Here is a 25084-nt window from a genome sequence, read left to right as displayed (position 1 = left end):
CACACTCTTTTGTACAAAGGACTACACCTTTGTTAACTTATGGATATACAACTGATCAACATCGGCTTCGGTAATATTGTTTCCGCTAATCGGGTTATCGCCATCGTTAGCCCAGAATCGGCTCCGATCAAACGCATCATCAGTGATGCTCGGGATAAAGGCTGTTTAATCGATGCTACCTACGGAAGACGGACTCGTGCGGTGATCATCACCGATTCTAGTCATGTGGTGCTGTCGGCCATTCAACCAGAAACCGTGGCTCACCGTTTCGTGGTCAACAAGGAAGCCCCTGTTAATAGTAGCAACTAGGTTATTAACCCCATGCAACCCGGTCAATTAATTGTCATTACCGGCCCTAGCGGTGTGGGCAAGGGTACGCTAGTCCGGCATTTACTAACTCGTTTCCCTAACCTCTACCTGTCCGTATCCGCCACTACGCGCCCACCTCGACCGGGTGAAATTGAGGGCCAAGATTACTATTTTCTCGACCGTCCCAGTTTCGAGGAGAAAATGGCGGCTGGAGAATTTCTAGAATCGGCCGAATACGCGGGCAACTACTATGGGACACCCCAATCAGCGATCGCCGCTCAATTAGCGGCGGGCCAGACCGTCATTCTAGAAATCGAATTGGAGGGAGCCAGACAGGTCTGTGAAAGCTTCCCCGAAGCGAGGAGAATCTTTATCCTACCCCCTAGTTTCGAGGAATTAGAACGTCGTTTGCGCGGCCGGGGCAAAGATGCCGAAACAGCGATCGCCCGTCGTCTGGAGCGCGCCCAAGAAGAATTAGCCGCCAGCGAGGAATTCCCCGATCAAATCGTCAACGATGACCTAGAAACCGCCCTAGATGCCATCGAGAAGATTATTTTTAGCCGTTAGCTGTTGGGGTTTAGGTGTTAGGTTTTGGGGTTTTAGGGTTTTAGTTGAAATTCCCCACTTCCCCACTTCCCCTAATCCTTATCCCCCATTCCCTAAGTTACCTAAAATATCGGATGAATACCCCCGCTACATTTTTCGATAAGATACTCACCTTTGCGGGGGATGAAATCCGACCAGAATATCAATGACCCTGAGCGAAGTCGAAGGGTCAGCAACGGAGCATCGGTTTAATTCCACCATCTGTGGACAAACTGTGTTATAATCTACTTAACCAATGGTCGAGAATTGTTAGATGCTAGTCGTAGAAGCAAAGCTAAAAAACGGGACACTAGAGCAATATCACCGGCTTGATGAAGCTATCAAAACTTCTCAGTTTGTGCGTAACTCTTGTGTTCGTTATTGGATGGATCATAAGGGTACAACCCGCAATGATCTCCAAAAACTTTGCTCGGTACTAGCTAACAATAAAGAGACACCTTGGGTTAATAAATTAAACTCACAAGCACGTCAATCGGCTTCTGATAGAGCCTGGCAATCAATTAATCGGTTTTACCAGAATTGTCATGCCAAGATACCGGGAAAAAAGGGGTTTCCTCGGTTCAAAAAGCATAGCCGTTCCGTTGAGTATAAACTAACGGGCTACAAACTATCTGATAATCGACGTAAAATCAGATTTACCGATGGCTTTAAAGCAGGAGAATTTGATTTATGGTGTAGTCAAAAAACCTTAGTTTATTATTCAGAACAACAGATTAGACGGGTAAGAGTTGTTAGACGTGCTAACGGTTATTATTGCCAGTTTCTGATTGACGTAGAACGGCAAGAATACCATAAACCGACGGGACAAATAACAGGAATTGACTTAGGGTTAAAGGAATTTTATACCGATGCTCAAGGTAATACTGTAGAGAATCCACGTTATTTAAGAAAGTCAGAAAAACGACTTCAAAAAGCACAACGACGATTATCTAAGAAATTCCGTAAAGGAAAGAAACAGTCTAAAAACTATCATAAGCAACGGGTAAAGGTAGCCAAGCTTCATCTTAAAGTATCAAGACAACGTAAAGACAAAGCAATTAAAGACGCTTTGGCGTTAGTCCAGTCTAATGATCTGGTAGTCTATGAAGCTTTAAAGGTAAGAAACTTAGTCAAAAACCGTAAGCTTGCCAAGTCGATTTCCGATGCTTCTTGGTATCAATTCACTGAATGGTTGAATTATTTTGCTAAGATTTATCGGATTGTTTGTGTTGCTGTACCACCGCATTTCACTTCTCAAGATTGTTCAGTTTGTGGGACGAGAGTTCAAAAAACCTTAAGCACTAGAACTCATCAATGTCCTAATTGTCAAACAGTCTTAGATAGGGATCATAATGCAGCAATAAATATTCTTAAAAAAGGGTTGAAATATTTGGGAAATCATCTCAACGGTACTGTTGGGCAAACAGAAACCGACCCAAACCCCCCCGATGTCGGGGGGGCAAGGGGGGGGGAGAGTCCGGCCTCTGGATTTTCAGTGGAGACATTGAGAATCTAAGCTGTCTCGTTGAACAAGGAATTTCCGATAGTGATCTGGAAAGAATCCCCCGTCACAGCGTAGCTTGACGGTGGGAGTATGTCAAAATCAAAAAACTAACCGCAGCAGCAAGACAAGAAAGCGCAATGATTCCTACCGTTATTGAAACCACAGGCCGGGGCGAACGCGCCTTCGATATCTACTCCCGACTACTCCGGGAAAGAATCGTTTTTTTGGGACAAGAAGTAACCAGCGACCTAGCTAACCTAATCGTCGCCCAATTACTCTTTCTAGAAGCAGAAGACCCCGAAAAAGATATTTACCTGTATATCAACTCCCCCGGGGGTTCCGTTTCGGCCGGATTAGGGATTTTTGACACCATGAATCAAATCCGTCCCGATGTCAGCACCATTTGTATTGGTTTAGCTGCCAGTATGGGGGCTTTTCTCCTCAGCGCCGGCAAACCGGGCAAAAGAATGAGCCTACCCAACTCGCGGATCATGATTCACCAACCCCTCGGCGGCGCCCAAGGTCAGGCCACCGATATCGAAATTCAGGCCAGAGAAATTCTCTATCTCAAACAATTACTCAATCAACACCTAGCTAGTCATACGGGTAAACCTCTCGACCTCATCGCCGAGGATACGGAAAGGGATTTCTTTATGTCCGCCGAAGAGGCCTTGGACTATGGTTTAATCGATCAAGTCATCGATCGCAGTCCTTCCGCTTCTAACCCTCCCAGTAAATAATCATGATCGGGTAGGCCCTGTCTACCCAGATTTTTGTAAATATTTAGTAAACAGAAATTAATCATCGATCATCGTTATTAATCCTAAGTAACAGTGAAAAGTTCTAGCGGATTGGGTTAAGATCGAGACGTAACCCGAAAAAAATTGCAACAGGAATCGGTAGAAACACCCGGTGGGTTATTAACGGAAATTTTTTTACTGGCAATCCCTATGAACTATCATCCGCCCTCACAGCCCCTGCCCGCCCCCTGTATTATTGACTCTGGCGTGGTCATCGCTAAAGAAGATATGCGTCGTCTCCTCGATGATATCGGACGAGTTCGCTACATCCATAGTCTCGAAGGGGTGATTCAGAGTGAAGGGGAGGGATGGATAGTGGAAGTTTTCGCCGATTATCAGCAAAGCACCCTAGTTGCTAACTACAGTCTTTATCTGAATACCTATAGCTTCGATTATCTGCGTTTAACCCGCTCTCCTGACGGTGAAACCTATTTTGATCTGATCCAAGACAATCGGCAATTACGGCTGATTCCCCTGAGTAATCCACTGCAAGACCCCGATATGAAAGCCCGTCTCAATGCCGATACCCTCGAAGCTATGGTTACTCAGGTACTTTCTGCTAAGTGGGATGTGCAGTTTGAAGACGAAGACGACAACGATTGCCCCTTTTAGGCAGCGAGCAGAAATACTGATAACTGGTTACTGATAACTGGTTACTGATAACTGATAACTGATAACTGATAACTGAAACAGTGGGATTTTCCTTTGAATTAATCGCCAGGTGTCCCCAAACCGGTGCGCGGGTTGGGGTTTGGCATACTCCCCACGGACCGGTAGAAACACCCCGTTTTATGCCCGTGGGAACTTTGGCCACGGTGAAAGGTTTGACCCCCGCTCAAATCGCCAGCACGGGGGCGCAAATGATTCTCGCTAATACCTATCACCTGCATCTGCAGCCCGGAGAAAGTATTATCGAGAAAGCCGGAGGTTTACACGATTTCATGGCGTGGAATCAGCCAATATTAACAGATTCGGGTGGATTTCAGGTATTTAGCCTTAGTCAACTGCGGCAAATTAAAGAGTCGGGAGTCACCTTTCGATCGCCCCGGGACGGTAGAATAATCGAAATTACGCCAGAAAAATCGATTCAGATTCAAAATGCCCTCGGTGCTGATGTGATTATGGCCTTCGATGAATGTCCCCCCACAGGAGTCAGTCATGAGACCATGAAAGCATCCATAGAACGCACCTATCGCTGGTTAGAGCGCTGTCTGGGGGCCCATCAACGACCCCAAGAACAGGCCTTATTCGCCATAGTCCAGGGGGGAATTTATGAGGATTTACGGGCAGCGGCGGCGGAATCTTTAGTAAAACTCGATTTACCCGGTTACGCTATCGGTGGCGTGAGTGTGGGGGAAGAAACGAGCCTAATTCATCGCATTGTCCAGATAACTGCCCCTTTACTCCCCGAAAATAAACCCCGTTACCTGATGGGAGTGGGAACCTATGGAGAAATGGCTAAGGCGATCGCTAGTGGCATAGATCTGTTTGATTGCGTCATTCCCACCCGTTTTGGTCGCCATGGCACGGCTTTAGTGCGAGGAGAGCGTTGGAACCTCAAAAATGCCCGTTTTAAGGAGGATTTCGCCCCTTTAGACGAGACTTGTCCCTGTTACACCTGTCAACACTTTAGCCGTGCCTATCTCAATCATTTAATTAAATCGGGGGAGATGTTGGGTTATATTCTCTTATCTCTGCACAATATCGCCGAATTAATCAGATTTACCCGTGAAATTCGTCAATCTATCCTCGGGGGGACTTTTGCCCAAGATTTTGCCCCTTGGCTTGAGGATGCCGCAGATGTTACCCCAACGTGATAAAATTTCAGGAAACGTTGAAAAATTTTCTTGTCAAGGTAGATAGAGAGATGGAAACTGCACTTTTGTTGGCCAAATTGCCGGAAGCATACCAAATTTTCGACCCCTTAGTCGATGTCTTGCCCCTGATTCCCCTATTTTTCCTCTTGCTGGCCTTTGTTTGGCAAGCATCCGTCGGTTTTAAATAAATCGACTCTCAATTATCAGTTATCAGTGATCAGTTATCAGTTATCAGATTTGAGTTTTAAGTGAGTGGTATTAAGTGAGGAGTACGAAATGACATTAACACTGCTGTCTTTTCACTGATTACTGTTTACTGTTTACTGTTTACTGTTTACTGATCACTGTTTACTGAAAAAGCTTCCCAGATTAAAACAAAGTCCCGGTTAAATCAGCATCAGTCAAGTCCACATCTTCTAAAATTGCCCCGCGCAAATCGGCATAACTGAGATCCGCACCCCGGAAACTGGCCCCGGTGAGATCGGTAATAAATCCGTCTCTTTCGGGACTGGCACGAAAATTAACCCGGCAAAGTCGGCAATCGGCGAAATTAGCTCGATATAACAGGGAACCGCTCAGATTAGCATAGTTGAGATCGGCTCCGCGAAAGTTAGTTTTGCCTAAGTCCGTGCGTTGGTCGGAAGTGGAGCGAAAATCCGCATCTATTAATAGGGCCTGCTGGAGATTAGCACTGTTGAGATTAACACCGTTTAAGACGGCTTTGGTTAAATAAGCGGCTTCTAAATTGGCTTCGATCAGATTAGCCCCGCTTAAGTCCGCATCGCGTAAACAAGCTCGATAAAAGTCCACCTGACTTAAATCTGCTCCCCAGAGAATCGCCTCACTTAAATCTGCTTCTCTTAGCAGCGATCGCGCAAGGCGTATTTTTCCTAACCGCGCCTGTCGCAGATCAGCACGGCAAAAATTGACTCCTGGGAGGATAATATTAGTTAAGTCGCCTTCCCGCAAATTAATCCCCTGAAAATCTCTTTCTCCCTCCCGATAGCGTTGACAAAGTTCTTCTAGGAGCATGGAATTTTTTTCACTATCATAATTGACGCAAAATGTCAACAGAAAATTATAGCCAAAAAAAAACCGACTTTAAAAACCAACGATGTTCTTGTGGCGGGAACGTTGGGGGGAAAAAGGCGTTAAATATCTGCGAGTGGTAATGTCTTTTCTGTGGGACTTTCCATAATCAAGACATCAACGCCGTGGTAAATATCAAGGTCGCCGGTGGGCAATCGGAGACTTTAAACGGACTTGGGGGACAGCATCAGAATACCCCTAAGGTAGCGGCATCCCCCGAAGTGTCAACCGGTCGGAAGCAACCCACAAACAGCTAATTGAAGCTGCTTCGTTTAACCCCGGCGGCGAGTCTTGCTGATTAAGCCTCCCAGTCCCAGCAGTCCCAGACCCAACAGGGCAGAGGGTTCGGGGACTAGTTTTGGGGTTTGTGTGAAGGTGTTAGTGAACGAGGAGAACTGTGCAGTAGCACTCGTGTATGTGACGGTGTCGAGGATGAACAACTCCGTTATTCCAGCGGGGACAGGAAGCGGTCCAGCCGTGGAGCCGTCGATTGACGTTAGTGTAGAGAGAAGCACCGACCCCGGTCCTGACCAGTCGCCAGTAAAGATATCCTTCGTCACTGTAATCCCAGCAGTTCCCGCAGGCACGTCCGAACCCAAGGATATATCTTTGAACGTCGCACCGCTACCAGGCGCAATTGAGACTTTGTACGCCAGAACATAGGGAGCGCCAGCAGATACCAAGGGGCCAAACCGATTGTAGGCAAATCGGTGCACGTCTCCCGCTGGATTCGGCATAAAATCGATGCCCAAGGCCCCCAGGTCACGAAAATCAGCGGCACTTGTGGTTAGGGTCGAATTACCTACATATATCTTATCCCCGTCTTGACAGCCATTAGGGAGGGCAAGGAATGCACTAAGAAACTGGCCAGGAGCACAGGCTGTTACCGCTTGGGCTTGGGCGGGGGCAGTGGCGACTACTAGGGAACCGGCGATCATTCCTAGTGCTCCGGCGGTGCAGGAGGCTAGGCTTAAAGCGGATTTGAAATTCATTAGTTTTGTTGTGTCTTAATGGTACATATCGGTCTTCAAAAGCATCCCATTTTGTGGCCTTCAAAGGATGACACATACCCCTTACTCGAAAAAGAGTGGCTACAGTGTTTGGCTGTTTATATTTTGAATCCCTTAGAGATTATAACGTCAACTATTTAAAAATGTCAATCTTCATAATCACTTAGCCTGCATTATTCATGAGAGCAGGGTAAAAAACCCAGGGGAGCATCTCACCTTTGTAACCCCTAAATCAGGTATTATGTCAAACTATTTTGAAAGCCTTACTAGAAACCAGTTTTAGGGACAAGCATAAGTAGGTGGGTGGAATTAAATATAAAATGAACCTAGGTTGGGTTGAAGCATGAAACCCAACGCCCGATTATGTTACGCTACCGCTAACCCATCCTACAAATAATTGTGCCTACCTACTTAATTACTCACTTGCCCAAATGAGATGCTCCCAAAACCCAGTTTTCTTGATTCGTGTCCCTTACCCCGGCCCCTCTCCCTTTCTGGGCTATCCCTTATAGGGATATTTCTTAACAATTTTTTCAGGAAGCAATCCAAGCCTTATTCTGACTTGATTTCAGTTTTTTCTTTTCGCTGAAACCCTGGATTTCCTATTCGAATGCTTCGCCCGTACTTTTTCAGCTTTAGAAAAATGGTATGACAATCCAAAATCCAAAATTATTAAATCATCGCCTAATTCGGCACGCCCCCCGGCTGACCAACGACTCCTAACCCCAGCAACAAACTTTTTGCCGCAAACCCTATTTAGGGAGGTGGAAAGCTGGCAGACTCTCGAATTCTCTGGCCCGTTGACGCATTTGCTGACTAATACGATCGCAAACCACCTGACAGAGATCATAGATCACAGGGTCGGTAATTTGATAGTAAACGCTGACTCCTTGGGGTTGCCGCGAGATAATTCCCGCTTGGGTTAAAGCTTTCAGGTGTTTGGAGAGATTGGCCTGGCCTAGTCCGGTCGCTTCAGCGATTTCTTTACCATTCATCGCGCCTAATTGCAAGCAACTGAGAATCTGTAGGCGACTGACTTCTGACAGGACTTTGAAATAGTCCGCCACCGAAGCGAGGACGAGGCTAGAGGTTTGGGGGGAGAAACTGTCTAACATAGGTAAGTAATAAAGTGACCGGTTAAAAAGGCTGACAATAGGTGATCGTTTAAAACTTTATAACTATTGACTACTATAGTTTAACTGGAGAGGTCACTAGAGTCTAGTGGGCAAACTCGATCGAGATTGGGTCATTCAGGAATCTACTGCTGCAAGAGTGCCTCCTAACTCCACCAACAGACTTTTTATCGCAAACCCTAACTATCAGCGAGCATGGTAGTGATTAACTGCCGGACCGTAGTGCTAGGATGGTTCTCTAAATTGCTTGGTAAAGCCCATTCTGAGTCAAGATAGGACATCTTCAGTAAATCTCTCACTTGTTTTGATTTAGCTTGTCCTGTACTTTGAGCAACCCCAAAAGCCTGATAAAGTTCTGTGGCCGAAATGTGGGGATTTTGAGTAGGATCGAAGAGAAAATTGACCATTCCTAGGGCGTGAGTAATGCCGGCAGCCCAGGAATTGGCTTTACCTTTTTCTAGGGGAGAGGGACGCTTACGAGCTAAAGTTGCGGTTAATTGGCGAATAAGTTGGGCGTATTCTTCATTAAGATATTGAGCGGCAAATTTATCAGTAATAGTGGTAATTTCTTGATATTTGGCCTGCATTGCCTTGGGAACATTTTCCGATTTAGGAACAGCTGGGGGCGTTTTTTTCGATGTTGCTGCCGCTTGCTGTTTGGCGTGCTGTTCAGCATTATATTTTTCTTGAAAAGCTGTTAAACCCTCCTGACTGGTGATATCAAAACCCTGCTGATGCGCTTGTAACAGGAGATTTTTCATAAAACCGCCACTGTTGGGATCGTTCATCAGTTGACTAAAGCGATCGCCTAATTGCTCTAAATATTTAATAATAGCCTTAGCCTGAGTTAATTTATATTCTCGTCCCAAAAATTGCCAAAAACTAATTAATTCAGGGATAGCGTCCTCGGTTTCCGTCGGATCGAGGATAGTAATTTTGCGTGGTAAAATCTTCTCCATTAAGATCTGCACATCAGCCTTAGTCATGGTAGCAAGGGTATAACCTTCATAGAGATAGCCCAACTCGATAAAGCTGGCAATCCAACCACCACCTTCTTCTTTTTCTTGATAATAGGCCTCTCCCTCTGGCGAATTGATATATTCCTCGATCGCTCCAGTAATATAATCTTCTAATAAGGGTTCGGCTTCATCGTAGTCTAAATTATCTAATTGTCGGATATTAAAAGTCATAACTCTAGTTTTCCTGCGAGGCTTCCCTTTAATTTTAGGGGATTAGCTGACCGACGACCAAACTGACGCTAAAATAGTCTTTGCTGTCTGGGGTTGTTGCTTGCTCCTGACGGTGGTTGTAACCGGTAACTGAACATGACTTCGATTCGTCAACTGCATCAACAACTCGTTAATAAAGAAAAAACAGCCGTCGAAATCGCCACAGAATTTCTCGCTCGCATCGAAGCGCTCGAACCACAAGTAAAAAGCTTTCTCCATTTAACCCCAGATTTAGCCCTCGCACAAGCCCGAAAAGTGGACGAGAAAATAGCTAGAGGTGAATCTCTGCATCTGTTGGCAGGTATTCCCATTGCGCTAAAAGATAATCTCTGCACCAAGGGTATCCCCACCACCTGCGCTTCCCGGATTTTAGAGAATTTTGTCCCCCCCTACGAGTCCACCGTTACCCAAAAATTACGGGATTTAGGGGCAGTTATCGTCGGTAAAACCAATTTAGACGAGTTTGCCATGGGGAGTTCCACCGAAAACTCCGGTTATCACGTTACTGCTAATCCTTGGGACTTATCCCGGGTGCCTGGAGGCTCTTCGGGGGGTTCGGCTGCGGCTGTGGCAGCTCAAGAATGTGTGGTGGCCCTAGGCTCGGATACCGGTGGCTCAATTCGTCAACCGGCTTCATTTTGTGGCGTTGTCGGGCTAAAACCGACCTATGGCTTGGTTTCTCGCTTTGGTTTGGTGGCTTACGCTTCTTCTCTTGATCAGATCGGTCCCTTTGGTCGTACCGTAGAAGATGCGGCGATTTTATTACAAGCGATCGCAGGTTACGATCCCCAAGATTCTACCAGTCTCAATCTGCCGATTCCCGACTATAGCCAATTCCTGAAAACCAGTTTAAAAGGGCTAAAAATTGGCGTAATTAAGGAAACTTTCGGGGAAGGTTTGGATCAGGTGGTTGCTGAGGCAGTTAATCAAGCTTTAGCGCAGTTAAAGGCCCTCGGTGCCACAATTAAAGAGATTTCCTGTCCCCGTTTCCGTTACGGATTGCCCACCTACTACATTATCGCCCCCTCGGAAGCATCAGCGAATTTAGCCCGTTACGATGGGGTTAAATACGGTATTCGGGAAGATGCCGATAGTTTGATTGATATGTACACCAAGACTCGCGCCAAGGGTTTTGGTGCGGAAGTTAAGCGCCGGATTATGTTGGGAACCTATACCCTCTCGGCGGGTTATTATGATGCTTATTACCTGAAAGCACAAAAAGTCAGGACTTTGATCAAAGAGGATTTCGATCGAGCTTTTCAATCGGTAGATGTGTTAGTTTCTCCCACTTCACCGACCACAGCTTTTAAAGCTGGGGAAAAAACCGCGGACCCTCTGAGTATGTATTTATCGGATTTAATGACAATTCCCGTCAATTTAGCCGGTTTACCCGGGTTAAGTCTTCCCTGCGGTTTTGATGGGCAAGGTTTGCCAATTGGTTTACAATTAGTCGGTAATGTGCTGCGCGAAGATCAATTATTTCACGTCGCCCACGCCTACGAACAGGCCACCGATTGGCACAAACGTCAACCATCTTTTACAAATTGATACAATTGCCGGTGGCTATCTCTTAATTGGGGACAAGTTACCGAAAAAGCTGTTACTTCGTCATCCCAATTGCTCAAAAACAGGAGCTTCCTGAAGAACACAATAAAAAACTGCTGCTAAACTGGAGGCCTCTTTTTGAGTTTAATTGCGTGAAAACTGACAGTATTTTCTATCAACTCTTACAAAGATTTCCCGCTTGTTTCTTTGATTTGTTGAACCTTCCCCCCGAAACCGCCAATTCTTATCAATTCTCCTCGGTGGAAGTTAAACAATTATCCTTTCGTCTCGATGGAGTCTTTTTGCCTGATACACCCAATCAGCCTATCTATTTCCTAGAAGTACAATTTCAGAAAGATAATAGGTTTTATTCCCGTTTCTTTAGTGAGATATTCCTCTATCTCCACCAAACGGACTTAAGCAACAACTGGCAGGGAGTAGTTATTTATCCTCGGCGTTCAGTGGAAAGCGTAGAGACGGCTCGTTATGGGGAGTTAATCAACTCAGGCAGGATTTTACGTTTTTATCTCGAGGAATTAAGGGAAGTGGAATCCCTGGGAATATCGATGTTACAGTTAATTATAGCACCAACCGCCAGAGCGATCGAGCAGGGAAAACAATTAATTCCACGGATTAGAGAAGAATTGCCTAATCTCAAACAACAGCAAGAACTTTTAGAATTGATAGAGACAATCCTGGTTTATAAGTTACCCCAAGTCAGTATAAAGGAGATAGAAGCGATGTTTAGTTTAAGTGATTTAAAACAAACTAAAGTGTATCAGGAAGCTTTAGAGGAAGGTAGAGAGGAAGGTAGAGAGGAAGGCCGACAAGAAGGCGAATTAGCGGCAAAATTAGCCTCTATTCCTCGTTTATTGGCCTTAGGATTAAACTTTGAACAGATAGCACAAGCTTTAGAATTAGAGATCGAACAGGTTAGACAAGCAACTCAAAGGGAATAGGAAAAGTTCAAACTTTGATAAATTAATATAATTGCTGGTGGCTATCTTTTCCCGGTAGCCATCAAGTAAATCGAAGAATAAAGTAGGTTGGGCCGAACGATAGTGAAACCCAACACTTAAGTAATTGGGTTGGGTTTAGTCAAATAAATTCCTGTAAAATAGCTTCGATTTGTCCTTTTAGAGGAGGAATATCATTGTCAACAATATCCCAAATAATCTCTAGATTAATACGAAAATATTCATGAATAGTTAAGTTTCTTAGATCGCCAGCATCTCGCCAAGGAACTGCGGGATATCTTGCTTTAAATTCTTGAGAAGTTGCTCTAGCTGCTTCACCAATAATTTGTAAATGATAGACAATCCAAGTTTGAATTAATTCTTGTTGTTCAAACACGGTTTTTCCCTGTCGAGCATACTTTTCTACACGCTCAATTGCTTCTAAAATATCCCGCAAGCGTTCGCTATCATCTCTCATAGTGGTATTGCTTCTTTAAGTACCCGCTCTCTGATTCTATCTTTAAGTCCCTGTTCGGTAACAATATCAACTTTGCAGCCTAACAAGTCTTCCAGTTCTCGAATTAACGGCAAAGGAAACCAGGGACTCCGACGTTCGCTACAATAATCAATTAATAAATCAATATCGCTTTTTTCGTCAGCTTCTCCCCGTGCAACAGAACCAAAAATTCGCACGTTATTTGCGCCGTGTTTAGCGGCAATAGCAATGATTTTTTCCCGTTTGTTTTTGAGTAATTCGTCAATTTTCATGATCTACTTAGTTGGCGGTAAATTTTGTCGAAAAAAGCTTCCTTGTACCGATTCTTGGGGTGGGGGTTTAGTTTGTTTCTCACTCTTTATCTAGGGTTGGCTGAATAATCGACCCGCCTAGCGGCGGGAAAAAGAGAAAAAGGGTAAAAAGGGAAAAAAAGGGAAAAAGGGTTACAGAGTCCTCCCGAATACGCAGACTACCCGAAAACCGTTACGGAAGTCGCGGTTGACGCGGCGGGAGTTGTCGTAGCGAACCGCGGAACGGCAGCCATAAGGATCGTTGCACCAGGAACCGCCGCGCAGACACTTGGGATGAGAACGATTATCATTATTGATAGTCCACGCAGATCCATCCTTTGGCGCTCCGATATAGTTATCGTGCCAATCGTCTTCGCACCATTCCGAAACATTGCCAATCATGTCATACAGTCCCCAAGCATTGGGTTTTTTCTGTCCCACAGGATGAGTTTTACTCTGAGAATTTGCGCTATACCAAGCGTAATCTCCTAATTGATTAGCATCATCACCGAAATAATAGCGAGTAGTAGTCCCCGCACGACAAGCATATTCCCATTCCGCTTCTGTGGGGAGGCGATAGGTTTTCCCGGTTATTTGACTCAATTTCTGGCAAAAAGCTTGAGCATCGTTCCAACTAACCTTTTCTACCGGATTTTGCGGATTATTTTGAAACAAAGAGGGATTGATTCCCATTACTGCTTCATATTGCGCCTGAGTAATTGGATATTTCCCGATCGCAAAACTGTTTAATTTAACTTGGTGTGGAGGCTTTTCATAACTTCGAGCATCAGAATCACTGTCAGCAGATCCCATGATAAATTCACCTGCTGGTAAGCTCACCATCTCCAGTGTTACTCCGTTGGATATTTTTTCGGTAAATGGAGTGGGTGAAGCAATTAGGGGTATTGGTGAAACAGGCTTTTTGACTGCTGCCGGTGCTGGTGGAGGTGAAGGGGGAGAATTCCATCCCACAGGTTGTAAGGCATTTAAAACCTGTTGTGCTGTCCATCTTTGTTTTCTATCTTTTTGCAAACACCCTTCAATAATCGGTTTAAACTCTTTCGGTAAACTGGGGATTTGTAAATCACAATTCATCACCTTTGCCATTAACTGGTGAATATCATTATTAAACTTATAGGGAAGTTGATTAGTGGTCATTTCGATTAACATAATACCCAATGACCACAGATCCCAAGCTGAGGAAATATCCCCCCTAAAGGCTTCGGGAGGCATATAAATAATTGTACCGCTATTGTGGACGGTTTGAGTGTGGCTTTTGTTATTTAAAGTTCTAATTAAGCCAAAATCTGCTAACTTGTATTGTTGATTAACCTTGAGGATATTACCCGGTTTTAAATCTCGATGGACTTTATTTTGTCCATGAAGATAATTTAAGCCCTGGGCGATTTGAGCAGTAATATTTTTAATCTCATCCGCTGACAAACCGCCTTTGGCAATGTGATTTTCTAGGCTACCCTGTGCCAATTCCATCACTAAATAAAGCATCTCTGTATTGAGAAAACGAAATTCCCCCACTGAATGAGCCTTAATTAAATTAGAATGTTCTAACTTTCTGGCATTTGTTAATTCAATTAATTTATCATCGCTACTTTCGGGGATAACTTTAATAGCAACTTCTTGGACTGATGTATTTCTGACCATTTCACTAGCATGAAATACACCCCCAAAACCACCCGCACCGAGAAAATTATTAAGACGATAAGGCCCTATTTGTTGCCCTTCTAACATCCTCATCATTTGGTCTAGCATAATAATAACTCCTGAATTAGCCAATTTTTACGTTGTGTAACTATCCTATTAAGTGAGTGGTTTTAACGAAGGCAAAGGGCAAATGGCAAAAGGAGCAATAGATAATCAGTTTTTAATAACCAGATTTAGTCTCACCCATCAGTTAACGATTTTTAAAAGCTTCGATCGCTGCTGGCAAAGTATAGTAAATTCTCTCCTCGCTGATTTTATCTAACAAGCGAGAGCGTTGCAATTGTAAGTACAGATCGTGTTTAACCCTAGCGAGGACAAAAACTATACCCTGTCTTGATAATTCTGCCCCTAGTTCCTCAAGAATCTCCACGGCTGTACTATCCAATTCCCCAAGGGCCTCCGTATTCAAGACAAACCATTCTACCGGTTTTGTCTCCCGGGCAATGGCGCTGAGGGCGCGACGTTTAAAGTCGGCCGCATTAGCAAAAAATAAGGGGGCATCGTAACGATAGATAACTAACCCCGGTATTGTTTGCGCTTCCGGCCAATCCTGAAGCGCGTGTAAACCCATCACGCCCGGTACTCTACCCAAAACGGCATCATCGGGTCGAGTAATGCGGGCCAATAAATCGATAACCGAGAGACCGATAGCGATAGCAACCCCGCTTAAAATCCCCGTGGTTAGCACCCCCACCATGGTCAGGACAGCGAGATTAAACTCACTATTGCGAAAGCTTTTTAGTCGTTTAGCACCGGCAATATCCACCAGTTTACAGGCCGCATAAATCACCAGCGCACCCAAAGCGGCCTTGGGAAAGAGTGCCAGTATCGGACCGAGCAGGAAAATGACCGCCACCACCACCACTGCCACCACCAGGGAGTAAAGCTGACTTTGACTGCCCACGGAATCGCCCACCGCGGTGCGACTGGCGCTGCTGCTGATGGGAAATCCCTGACAAAAACCCGCCGCCAGATTCCCCAGTCCTAGGGCTAAAAATTCTTGATTGGCATCGATTTCTTGGTTATGGTGTCTGGCGAAGGCTCTGGCGGTCAAGACGTTATCGGAATAGCCCACCAGGGCAATGCCGACGGCTGCGGTTACTAGGGGTAGTAATTGGGAAAAATCTAGGGTTGGTAAGCCAAAATTAGGCAAAGTTTTGCTAATTTTCCCCACTACTGCCACCCCCTCTTGATCGAGATGGAGGGTGGCGACGGCGAGGGTTCCCAGTAAAACCGCCAGCAATGGTCCCGGTGCTTTGGGAAAATATTTTTGGATGACAAATAGAAATAGTAGCAGCAATAGAGCGAGGCTAAGGGTTGGCCAGTGCCATTGGTTTATTCCCCGAAAAAAAGCGAAAATTTCTTTAAAAACCGTATTTTCACCGATTGACAAACCACTAATTTTACCCAGTTGTCCTGCAATCATGATCACCGCCACTCCCGCCATATAACCGATTAGGATCGGTTTGGAGAGTAAATTAGCTAGAAATCCCAAGCGGGCGATATAACCAACTAAACAGATTAAACCGACCATTAGGGCTAAAAAAGCCGCTAAACTGCCGTAATTTTCTCCTTGAAGGCTCACCATAGGTGCGATCGCTGCCGCCGTCATCACTGCCGTGGTCGATTCTGGCCCGAGGGATAGTTGCGATGAGGAGCCGAAAAGGGCGTAAACTAGGGCGGCCGGCACGAGAGTCCACAATCCCACCACGGGATCGACCCCGGCCAGGTCGCCGTAAGCCATGCACTGGGGAATAGCGTAGGCCGCCACGGTGACACCGGCGAGTATATCTCGGCCCAGCCACTGCCATTGATAGGATCGCAGGTTTTTTAGCCCGGGTAAATCAGGAAAATCGACTCGTCGGGAGTTTTTACTCATAGTTTTTCTCTCTTAACGGCGACTTCACCTAATTTTAACGGAGGAATTAGCTAGGGTCTGCTGAAAAAGTTTGTTGGTGGGGGCAGGGTGTGGGGTGTGGGGTGTGGGGTGTAGGGTTTTACCGATTTTGAGGTAGTCAGTTACCTAATTTTCAGGGAAAAAGTCCCAGAATTTTACCCCCGATCACTCCAATGGTCAGCACTTTTTGAGGGGAAAAAAGTCTAAAAGCCTTATCCAACAAGGTTTTTAGATTTATTCAGCCAGGCCTGGCTAGGAAAAGCCTTGAGGCTGAGATATTTTTTGTCAGCAGGATAATTATACCATTTTAGCCGCAATTTTAGTTAAACTGGCTAAATATACTCGGAAATATCCTCTTGACAATCATCAGCTAAGTATGATAGAGCGCGGAAGCGTAAACCGACTAATTGCTCGTAGAGAGGATTTAACTTGCACAGGGGCGGAATATGCACTAATTTATGACCAAACAGCACGATATCGCGTTCAAAAGGACATTGAGGTGGGACCATTTTGCAGATAAACCGGGCCAAACGCGGATCGTGCATTTCTACCCCATCTAACCAGTCTTTGAGGGGATGCAGCAGATCCGGGTGGGGATGTTCGGCACTGATAAACTCGGATTTATTCGCTTCTGTGGTAATTTCGGGAATTTCACAGATAGTATGTTCTAAAGCTGACAGGGCCTCGATTTCTAACCCGAAAGCATCCCGATAACTACGCAGTAATGCCGCTTCTGCGGGGGAATAAATGCCATCGGCGATCGCTACCATGACCGCCGTGCGGAGGAAGTTTTCTGATATTTTGGGGTCATGACCGAAACTTGCGGCCAATTCTTCGGGACTAATCGACTGATAGAGAACGTGGTTGTCATCTAATTCTAATTCGTGAGCGAAACGGGCGATCGATTCCTGTTCGCTGGTGCTATAATCCCCATCAGACCAGGCAATTGTCAGTAATCCCCGTAACCAGTCCCTAACTTGTTCGTTAGTGTAGCGGTATTGAACAGAGCTAACCATAGGTATGTATGTATTGCTAAAACTGATTTCTAGTTTCTCAATTCCATTCTACCGATCGCTTCTGGATTCTAGTGGCTCCTGTTCACATCATGTAACTATAGCCAATAACCCCATGGTCAACTAGGAAGTTTTCGGTTTTCAGCGGGCATAATCGGGCAATTTTCGCCTCCAGGAGCAGGGGTAAGGGTTGCTGCTTCTTGCTCCTTCCCCACCCGCATCAGTCCTGATAAAAAGGCGGATTGCTGGGATTAACGGCCAATCCCCAGGTAACGGAAACCGGCTGCTGTCACCACCGCAGGATCGAGGAAATTGCGACCATCAATTAACACGGGTTCGCGCATGGTTTTAACCATTTTGCCGTAGTCGAGACGGAGGAATTCTTGCCATTCCGTCACCACCACCAAAGCGTCACAACCATCGGCCAATCTTTCTGGATCTGATTCGATAATCACACCGGTTAAACCGTGACTTAAACCACTTTGGGAAACGATCGGATCATAGGCTTTTACCTTAGCACCTAAACGATTTAACTGTTCGATCATAGTTAAAGCCGGAGCATCGCGCATATCATCGGTATCGGGTTTAAAAGTTAATCCCAACAAACCGACGGTTTTACCCTTGAGGATTTTTAATTCCTGTTGCAGTTTTTCGATCGCGATTGTCCGTTGACGTTTGTTAACATTGATAGCGGCGTTAAGTAATTCCGTTTCGTAACCGTAGTCTTCCGCGGTATGTACCAAAGCCGACACATCTTTGGGGAAACAGGACCCCCCCCAACCGATCCCGGCCGAGAGGAACTTGCTACCGATACGGGAATCTAAACCGATACCTTTAGCCACTTGGGTGACATCGGCCCCGACGCGATCGCAGATGTTAGCTACTTCGTTAATAAAGCTAATTTTGGTGGCTAGGAAGGCATTAGCGGCGTATTTAATCATTTCTGCCGAACTGAGATCCGTGACCACTACGGGAACGGGAGGCAAGGAGGGATCTTCAGAGAATTGACGTTCAACCAAAGGCGCATACAATTCCTTCATCATTTCGATGGCTTTCGGGTTATTACTACCTAAAACAATGCGATCGGGGTTAAAAGTATCATAAACCGCCGAACCTTCCCGTAAAAATTCGGGATTGCTGACCACATCGAAATCCGCTTCGATGCGTTCTAGTGTACTAATACCGCCACCAGCGGCCACGAGATTTTTTTGTCTCTCGGCCACACCATCGAGGACGATCATCCGTACCCAATCGCCGGAACCGATGGGAACGGTAGATTTATTGACGATTACTTTATAACCACCGTTGAGATGGGCCCCAATACCCCGGGCCACCGCTTCCACATAACGGGTGTCACTTTCTCCGTTGGGTAGTGCGGGTGTACCAACAGCGATAAAGAGGATTTCGCCGTGTTTAACTCCCGCTTCTAGGTCCGTGGAAAATTCCAGATTGCCGGAGGCTGCCGAAGACTGCATTAATTCCGATAACCCCGGTTCATAGATGGGAGATTGTCCCGATTTCATTAATTTGACTTTTTCTTCATTGTTATCAATACAGATAACATGATGGCCGATATGTGCTAGACAAACCCCCGTGACTAAACCCACATAACCCGTTCCGATAACACAAACACGCATGATAATTACTCCGATGACAATTAAGTTAAATTTATTGATTAGGGATTAGCTGAGACGAGAACGGAAATCCTCGATCGTCATTTTTAAACCCTGGTGTAGAGGAATAGTGGGACTCCAATCCAAATAGGTTTTAGCACGGGTGATATCCGGTTGTCGCTGCTTGGGATCATCTTCTGGCAGTGGTTTATAGACCAATTCGGCCTCGGGATTAATCATGCCTTGGATCACTTGCGCTAATTCCAAAATTGTGTATTCGTCGGGATTGCCGAGATTAACCGGCCCGATAAAGTCTCCATTCATCAAACGCATTAACCCTTCCACCAGGTCAGAAACATAGCAAAAACTGCGGGTTTGGGAACCTTGACCATAAACCGTTAGGGGTTCACCGCGCAAAGCTTGCACCACGAAATTACTCACCACTCGACCATCGTTTTCCAACATTCGCGGGCCGTAGGTGTTGAAAATCCGGGCCACCCGGATATCGACTTTATGCTCCCGATAATACTCAAAAGCCAGGGTTTCCGCCACCCGTTTACCCTCGTCATAACAGGAACGCGGTCCGATGCAGTTGACATTACCTCGATATTCTTCCGTTTGCGGATGCACATCGGGATCACCATAGACTTCTGAGGTAGAAGCGAGCAAAAATCGCGCTTTTACCCTTTTAGCTAGGCCCAGCATATACATAGTCCCTAAAACATTGGTTTTAATCGTTTTGACGGGATTATATTGATAGTGGATCGGGGAAGCAGGACAGGCCAGGTGATAGATCTGATCCACCTCTAAACGGATCGGCTCGGTGATATCGTGACGAATTAGCTCAAAATAAGGATTTCCTAGCCATTTAACGATATTTCGGCGCACCCCCGTGTAGAAGTTATCCAGACAGATCACTTCATGACCCTGTTCCATCAAGCGATCGATTAGATGGGAACCAATAAAACCTGCACCGCCTGTAACTAGGATTCTCATGTAATCGCAAACTACTCATATAAAATTATTCTTAAAATACCCTTACGCTGGCTTTTTGGCAAATATTTTTTTGACGAGGTGTTATCAGCGATCGCCGATGCCAGGCTAATGGCTGAATAATGGCTGGGTAATCCTTAAAAAATGTAACAATTTTCGTAGTCATCCCTACAGAGTTCTATATTGTCCAATCTTGTAGGCGTAAATTAGGGATTTGAGAGAAATCACGATAATTGCGTGTTACTAAAATACTGTTTTCTGATAAACTAATCGCTGCAATTCTTAAATCTTGTGTTCCTATAGGAATTTTTTGCTCCCGTAATTCTCTGAAATGATAATGAGCTTCTAAAGTATAGTTCAAAATTTTAAATTTGCTCAGATAATTAACTATATCTCTCAAACCTTGATAGCCTTTGATTAACTTTTCATATTGATTGCTTTGAGAGTATTTTCTGATCACGCTGAACCATCCTCTTACTTGTTCTTCTAAAGTAATAATTGTTATAGCCGTATCATCAGGATCGATAGACGCTACTCTCCGAACTAAGTTCGGATGTAGTTTTTGCAGTAGGGTTATATGATCGGTATCTAATATATATTGAGTCACGGTGTTTCAACTTGTTGACTGTCTTCTTGGTCAACTTTTTGACGATAGGTTTCCATACTCTCTATGACTTCATCTAAGAGGGGATTATAGGTTAGTGTAACTGGTATATTGAGCAGTGGATGCTCTTGTTGTTGTTTTTTCTGCGCTAATTTTTCAAATAATTGGTTTTGTTCTTCTAAAGAAAGTTTATCGATAGATTCTATAATCTGGCTAAGAGAAAGATGAGGAGTCATAAATTACAAGCCTTTTTGACTAGATATTGATGCTAGTGTAGCATAATTCCCTTCGCTAACAGCTTTAAAACAGATTCTACAGTAATCCGCATTTTTCTGATAGTTCCCTAGTGGTACAAACAGGATGCCTGTAAATGACATTGATGCAATTGGTAGCACAGGCATCCGCCGCCTGTAAAGAGATAGAAAGATTTAAGGTTAGAACAAGGCCAGCATCTGTTATAGTTTAATACAGAAGAAACTCCCTTGTCAAATTTAGGCAAATTCGGGCAAAATAGGGGATGTAAATTTTATACACTATTTAGTATTATTTTGATAGGACTAAAGAGGCTAGATTATGACCAGTGCCGAGCAAAATAAGCTATTTATCCTGATCGATGGGCATTCTTTGGCTTTTCGTGCCTATTATGCCTTTGCTAAGTCTCGTTCGGGACCTCTGCGTACTTCTAGCGGCATTCCCACCAGTGTTTGTTTTGGGTTTTTAAATTCTCTGCTGCAGTTACTAGAAACTCAAAAACCCACTTATTTAGCAGTGGCTTTTGATTTAGCAGTCCCTTCTTTTCGCCATGAAGCTGATGTCAATTATAAGGCGAATCGGCAAGAAACTCCCGAAGAATTTCGCCCCGATTTAACTAATCTGCAAAGTCTCTTGGCAGCGATGAATATTCCTATTGTGACTTCCCCAGGTTATGAAGCAGATGATGTTTTAGGAACTTTGGCAAAACAAGCCGGCGATAATGGTTATACTGTTAAGATTTTAACAGGCGATCGAGATTTATTCCAATTGGTAGATGAGGAGAAAAAAACCACGGTTCTCTATCTGGATATTAATGCGGTCAAAAGTACATCGGGACAGGGTTATACAGAATTTAATTCCCAAGCTGTCACGGAAAAGTTAGGGGTGACACCAAAACAGGTAGTAGATTTTAAAGCTCTTTGCGGTGACAAGTCTGATAATATCCCCGGGGTGCGCGGAATTGGCGAAAAAACAGCGATAGATTTATTAAAAAAATACGATAACTTAGAGGATATATATACCAATCTGGAATCGATTAAGGGAATGGTAAAAACTAAATTATTAGAGGGTAAAACCGCTGCCGAAAGTTCTCGCTATTTGGCCAAAATTGCCCTTGATGCCCCCGTTAGCCTCGAAGAGGAGAAATTTCGCCTCCGAGGTTTTGATCGGCGTTTAGTTAAAGCTTTATTGGAAAGATTAGAATTAAAGAAAATTCTCCAGAAACTCGATCAAATTCAACAGCATCTAGGTGGCACTACTACCCTAGAATTAACTAGCGATGCTGATTCTAATCAATTGTCTCTGTTTGATTTACCCCCTATTTCTCCACCAGTTCTAATTGCTCCCGACATTATTGATACTATTCCTAAGTTAGATGCTTTACTGGCAAAATTAACAACTTTCACTAATCCACATTTTCCCGTCGCTTGGGACACCGAAACCACGGATTTAAATCCTCGTGTAGCCAAATTAGTCGGCATCGGTTGCTGTTGGGGAAAAGAATTAAATTCTCTGGCCTATATTCCCATCGGCCACCAGAGCGGTGATAATTTAAATCTAGAGATAGTTCTCGAAAAATTACGCCCAATTTTAGCCAGTGATAATTATCCGAAAGTCTTCCAGAATGCGAAATTTGATATTGATGTTTTTTATCATCAAGGAATTACCGTTAAAGGTCTAGTTTTTGATACTATGGTGGCTAGTTATGTCCTCCATCCCGAACTAACTCATAATCTCGAAGATTTATGCGATCGCTATTTGGACGGTATCACTTCCCTTAGTTATAAAAGTCTCGGTATTCCTGCGGGAAAAACCATCGCTGATTTAGATATTGCCACTACTGCTACCTACTGCGGATTAGATGCCTATGCTACCTATTTACTTCAAGAAAAATTACAGGCAGAATTAACTAAAATCACCCCTTTGTATCAATTATTCTCAGAGGTAGAATCTCCCTTAGTCATGGTGCTGTGGCAGATGGAAAATTATGGTATAAAAATTAATATCAATTATCTAAAAAACTTGTCCCAGCAGCTAGAAAGAGACCTAGCAGACATAGAAAAAAATGCCTACGAATCTATCGGAGAAACTTTTAATCTTAGCTCTCCTAAACAGTTAAGTGAAATCCTTTTTGATCGATTGGCACTCAACCGCAAAAAATCCAGAAAAACTAAAACAGGTTACTCCACCGATCAAAGTGTTTTAGAGAAACTACAAGGCGATCATCCCTTAATTGATTATATCCTTGAACATCGCACCTTATCTAAATTAAAATCAACCTATGTGGATGCTTTACCGAAATTAGCCGAACCAAAAACCGCAAGAGTACATACAGATTTTAATCAAACCATCACCAGCACCGGACGCTTATCATCCTCCAATCCTAACCTACAAAATATCCCCATTCGCAGTGAATTTTCCAGGCGAATTCGTCAAGCTTTTATCCCCGAAGATGGTTACTTATTGGTGTCAGCAGACTACTCACAAATCGAGTTAAGAATTCTCGCTCATCTCAGTCAAGAACCAGTTTTATTAGAAGCTTATCGTAGTAACCAAGATGTTCATAAAGTCACCGCTCAATTGCTCTTTGATAAAAAGGAAATTACCCCCGAAGAACGCAGTTTAGGAAAAACAATTAACTTCGGGGTTATTTATGGCATGGGAGCGCAAAAATTCGCCCGTGAATCGAAATTAACCGTAGAACAGGGCAGAAAATTTATTGAAAAATATCATCAACGTTATGCCCAAGTATTTGAGTATTTAGAGAATAGCAAAAAACAAGCAATTGCTCAGGGATATGTGGAAACAATTTTGGGCAGAAGACGTTATTTTAACTTCGATAATCCCCTCTTAAAAAGACTGCGGGGACTGTCCTTACATGACATCGATTTAGATAGCCTCAAACTCAACAACGAGGAAGCACAATTATTAAGATCGGCTGCTAATGCGCCCATTCAGGGTTCCAGTGCTGATATTATTAAAGTAGCGATGGTAAAATTAGCCGAGGTACTGCAAAATTATCGAGCGAGATTACTGCTGCAAGTCCATGATGAATTAGTCTTGGAAGTACCGAGGGAAGAATGGCCATCCCTAGAGTCAAAAATCAAGACGACTATGGAAGAAGCTGTCTCCTTGACGATCCCTCTCTTGGTAGAAATAAAAGCCGGTGACAATTGGATGGAAACCAAATAAAACTATGATAGAAAACAGACAATTTTTAACCCCAGAAGAATCCGCAGATGTGGACGCTGCCCTCTTAACTTCTCCAGAAAAATTCCTGACTCGTTTAACGATTTCTTCCCTACGCTTACTAAAAATCATCGCCGAGGATACGGGAGTAACCCTAGAAGAACTAACCCATAAACAGGTCATTCAATGGCTAGAAAAAGATAGTCAACTGCGTCGGGAACAGGGGATCGAAGCGGCAGCGCTGAAATGGTAAATAAACTCTTAAAAAATCAGCTACCCCTGACAATTTATGCTAGTTTTTAGCTATAAAGTTACTGGAGTTACAACAATGACAATTACCCTAAAAGTGCCTAGTATTGCCTGTGAAGGTTGCGCTAATACCATTACTAAAGCGATTAATAATCAGCAACCAGCAGCCCAAATATCGGTGGATGTAGCCAATAAAATCGTCACGGTAGAAACCACCGCATCCCCCGCAGAAATTGCCCAATGGATCAGCGAAGTCGGCCATACTGTTGAGTCTAGCAGTGAGGGTTGACATCCTCCCCCGTTAAAAATATACCTCTGGTAAAAATCAAAAATTGTCGTGATTATTGTTGAATGTCATCTCGAATACTTCTCGACTGACACCTTCTACAAAGCTAAGTGCTTTATTTGCTGTGTCAATCATGTGTTCAACATACACTTGATTATCTTTCTGCGACATAACACACCTCTGCTGTTGCTAAAACACGCTCACGAATATGATGATTAAGAGATTTGATGGTAACGAGATCAATAGTACGTCCATCAAATAATTGAGATAATTCTTCTTGAATTTGATGAAGTTTGAAAAAACTGGGGGTAAAACCAAGTTCAAACTCAACGAGCAGATCAATATCACTATCTGCGGTGAAATCATCTCGTAAAACTGAACCAAATAAGGAAAGTTTATGAATATGCCAATGTTGGCAAAGTTGTGAGAGTTTTTCTTGAGGAATTTTCATATTTTTGTGTTCATCAGATTAGGTTTACTCCCAAGCTTTCTAGTTGTTGGTT

Annotated in this window: 25 protein-coding genes and 1 pseudogene; 12 read left to right on the top strand and 14 right to left on the bottom strand. The window is 44.1% G+C overall.

The features are described 5' to 3' along the window. Positions 1 to 39 precede the first annotated feature (39 nt). The 7 genes and pseudogenes from remA to B5D77_RS15650 all read left to right on the top strand — a co-directional run bounded on the left by remA (position 40) and on the right by B5D77_RS15650 (position 5203). On the top strand, positions 40 to 309 hold the full coding sequence (remA, locus tag B5D77_RS15685; protein WP_002737924.1) for an extracellular matrix/biofilm regulator RemA: 270 nt from the start codon (positions 40 to 42) through the stop codon (positions 307 to 309). Between the two features lie 12 nt (positions 310 to 321). Then, positions 322 to 876, top strand: coding sequence for a guanylate kinase (gmk, locus tag B5D77_RS15680; protein ID WP_008206461.1), 555 nt, complete (start codon positions 322 to 324; stop codon positions 874 to 876). A 292-nt stretch (positions 877 to 1168) separates the two neighbouring features. Further along, positions 1169 to 2478: pseudogene (locus B5D77_RS15670) on the top strand (RNA-guided endonuclease InsQ/TnpB family protein). An 18-nt stretch (positions 2479 to 2496) separates the two neighbouring features. Then, positions 2497 to 3138: an ATP-dependent Clp endopeptidase proteolytic subunit ClpP gene (gene clpP / locus B5D77_RS15665; RefSeq protein ID WP_256386937.1), complete on the top strand. Its 642-nt coding sequence runs from the start codon at positions 2497 to 2499 to the stop codon at positions 3136 to 3138. Between the two features lie 210 nt (positions 3139 to 3348). Further along, entirely contained in the window at positions 3349 to 3810 is a 462-nt protein-coding gene (locus B5D77_RS15660) for a hypothetical protein (RefSeq protein ID WP_039900599.1), read from the top strand. 80 nt (positions 3811 to 3890) lie between these two features. Then, a complete protein-coding gene (tgt, locus tag B5D77_RS15655) occupies positions 3891 to 5015 on the top strand; it encodes a tRNA guanosine(34) transglycosylase Tgt (RefSeq protein ID WP_106909167.1) in 1125 nt (374 codons plus the stop codon). A 50-nt stretch (positions 5016 to 5065) separates the two neighbouring features. Further along, positions 5066 to 5203 (top strand): photosystem II reaction center protein K, encoded by a 138-nt coding sequence (locus B5D77_RS15650; protein WP_008206475.1) that lies wholly within the window; start codon positions 5066 to 5068, stop codon positions 5201 to 5203. Between the two features lie 181 nt (positions 5204 to 5384). Here the strand turns inward: B5D77_RS15650 and hetL are convergent, their stop codons facing one another. The 4 genes from hetL to B5D77_RS15620 all read right to left on the bottom strand — a co-directional run bounded on the left by hetL (position 5385) and on the right by B5D77_RS15620 (position 9437). Beyond that, positions 5385 to 6047: a heterocyst differentiation pentapeptide repeat protein HetL gene (gene hetL, locus B5D77_RS15645; RefSeq protein ID WP_106909166.1), complete on the bottom strand. Its 663-nt coding sequence runs from the start codon at positions 6045 to 6047 to the stop codon at positions 5385 to 5387. 329 nt (positions 6048 to 6376) lie between these two features. Further along, entirely contained in the window at positions 6377 to 6841 is a 465-nt protein-coding gene (locus B5D77_RS28145) for a PEP-CTERM sorting domain-containing protein (protein WP_371515169.1), read from the bottom strand. A gap of 1025 nt (positions 6842 to 7866) precedes the next feature. Then, positions 7867 to 8229, bottom strand: a complete 363-nt coding sequence (locus tag B5D77_RS15625; protein ID WP_002784230.1) for a helix-turn-helix transcriptional regulator — start codon at positions 8227 to 8229, stop codon at positions 7867 to 7869. Positions 8230 to 8426: 197 nt separating this feature from the next. Then, positions 8427 to 9437, bottom strand: a complete 1011-nt coding sequence (locus B5D77_RS15620) for a DUF6398 domain-containing protein (protein WP_008206485.1) — start codon at positions 9435 to 9437, stop codon at positions 8427 to 8429. A 135-nt stretch (positions 9438 to 9572) separates the two neighbouring features. On the opposite strand from B5D77_RS15620, the gene gatA reads away from it, so the two are divergent. Both gatA and B5D77_RS15610 read left to right on the top strand, forming a co-directional pair. Next, a complete protein-coding gene (gene gatA / locus B5D77_RS15615) occupies positions 9573 to 11024 on the top strand; it encodes an Asp-tRNA(Asn)/Glu-tRNA(Gln) amidotransferase subunit GatA (protein WP_106909165.1) in 1452 nt (483 codons plus the stop codon). Between the two features lie 149 nt (positions 11025 to 11173). Continuing rightward, positions 11174 to 11980 (top strand): Rpn family recombination-promoting nuclease/putative transposase, encoded by an 807-nt coding sequence (locus B5D77_RS15610; RefSeq protein WP_106909164.1) that lies wholly within the window; start codon positions 11174 to 11176, stop codon positions 11978 to 11980. Positions 11981 to 12119: 139 nt separating this feature from the next. On the opposite strand, the gene B5D77_RS15605 is transcribed toward B5D77_RS15610, so the two are convergent. The 9 genes from B5D77_RS15605 to B5D77_RS15565 form a co-directional block, all read right to left on the bottom strand. Continuing rightward, a complete protein-coding gene (locus tag B5D77_RS15605) occupies positions 12120 to 12455 on the bottom strand; it encodes a DUF86 domain-containing protein (protein WP_106909163.1) in 336 nt (111 codons plus the stop codon). After that, the gene (locus B5D77_RS15600) at positions 12452 to 12745 is read right to left on the bottom strand and encodes a nucleotidyltransferase family protein (protein ID WP_002790317.1); all 294 of its coding nucleotides are present in this window, start codon (positions 12743 to 12745) and stop codon (positions 12452 to 12454) included. The genes B5D77_RS15605 and B5D77_RS15600 overlap by 4 nt, the downstream gene beginning before the upstream one ends. 171 nt (positions 12746 to 12916) lie before the next feature. Beyond that, positions 12917 to 14533 carry an SUMF1/EgtB/PvdO family nonheme iron enzyme gene (locus tag B5D77_RS15595; protein WP_106909162.1) on the bottom strand — a complete coding sequence of 539 codons (1617 nt, stop codon included), beginning with the start codon at positions 14531 to 14533 and terminating at the stop codon, positions 12917 to 12919. Positions 14534 to 14675: 142 nt separating this feature from the next. Continuing rightward, positions 14676 to 16364, bottom strand: a complete 1689-nt coding sequence (locus B5D77_RS15590) for a SulP family inorganic anion transporter (protein WP_106909161.1) — start codon at positions 16362 to 16364, stop codon at positions 14676 to 14678. A 350-nt stretch (positions 16365 to 16714) separates the two neighbouring features. After that, entirely contained in the window at positions 16715 to 17398 is a 684-nt protein-coding gene (locus tag B5D77_RS15585; RefSeq protein ID WP_008206491.1) for a Mo-dependent nitrogenase C-terminal domain-containing protein, read from the bottom strand. A 248-nt stretch (positions 17399 to 17646) separates the two neighbouring features. After that, the gene (locus tag B5D77_RS15580; RefSeq protein WP_008206492.1) at positions 17647 to 19032 is read right to left on the bottom strand and encodes a UDP-glucose/GDP-mannose dehydrogenase family protein; all 1386 of its coding nucleotides are present in this window, start codon (positions 19030 to 19032) and stop codon (positions 17647 to 17649) included. 45 nt (positions 19033 to 19077) lie between these two features. Further along, positions 19078 to 20004, bottom strand: a complete 927-nt coding sequence (locus B5D77_RS15575) for a UDP-glucuronic acid decarboxylase family protein (protein WP_008206493.1) — start codon at positions 20002 to 20004, stop codon at positions 19078 to 19080. 175 nt (positions 20005 to 20179) lie between these two features. Next, positions 20180 to 20608, bottom strand: a complete 429-nt coding sequence (locus B5D77_RS15570; RefSeq protein WP_061433283.1) for a type II toxin-antitoxin system VapC family toxin — start codon at positions 20606 to 20608, stop codon at positions 20180 to 20182. Then, positions 20605 to 20841, bottom strand: coding sequence for a hypothetical protein (locus B5D77_RS15565; RefSeq protein WP_002781452.1), 237 nt, complete (start codon positions 20839 to 20841; stop codon positions 20605 to 20607). Before B5D77_RS15565 ends, B5D77_RS15570 begins: the two co-directional genes overlap by 4 nt. Before the next feature lie 337 nt (positions 20842 to 21178). Here B5D77_RS15565 and polA point away from each other — a divergent pair, with 337 nt between their 5' ends. Genes polA through B5D77_RS15550 form a run of 3 tightly spaced genes read left to right on the top strand, consistent with a single transcriptional unit; the run spans position 21179 to position 24584 of the window. After that, positions 21179 to 24049, top strand: coding sequence for a DNA polymerase I (polA, locus tag B5D77_RS15560; protein WP_106909160.1), 2871 nt, complete (start codon positions 21179 to 21181; stop codon positions 24047 to 24049). Between the two features lie 4 nt (positions 24050 to 24053). Beyond that, positions 24054 to 24299, top strand: coding sequence for a hypothetical protein (locus B5D77_RS15555; RefSeq protein ID WP_106909159.1), 246 nt, complete (start codon positions 24054 to 24056; stop codon positions 24297 to 24299). A gap of 36 nt (positions 24300 to 24335) precedes the next feature. Continuing rightward, a complete protein-coding gene (locus B5D77_RS15550; protein ID WP_002759990.1) occupies positions 24336 to 24584 on the top strand; it encodes a heavy-metal-associated domain-containing protein in 249 nt (82 codons plus the stop codon). A 151-nt stretch (positions 24585 to 24735) separates the two neighbouring features. Here the strand turns inward: B5D77_RS15550 and B5D77_RS15545 are convergent, their stop codons facing one another. Beyond that, on the bottom strand, positions 24736 to 25032 hold the full coding sequence (locus B5D77_RS15545; RefSeq protein ID WP_106909158.1) for a nucleotidyltransferase family protein: 297 nt from the start codon (positions 25030 to 25032) through the stop codon (positions 24736 to 24738). Positions 25033 to 25084 lie beyond the last annotated feature (52 nt).

The organism is Microcystis sp. MC19 (assembly GCF_003019735.1).
GTDB lineage: Bacteria > Cyanobacteriota > Cyanobacteriia > Cyanobacteriales > Microcystaceae > Microcystis.
Note: the sequence above shows the minus strand (reverse complement) of the source record. Positions and strands in the feature narration are given on the sequence as shown.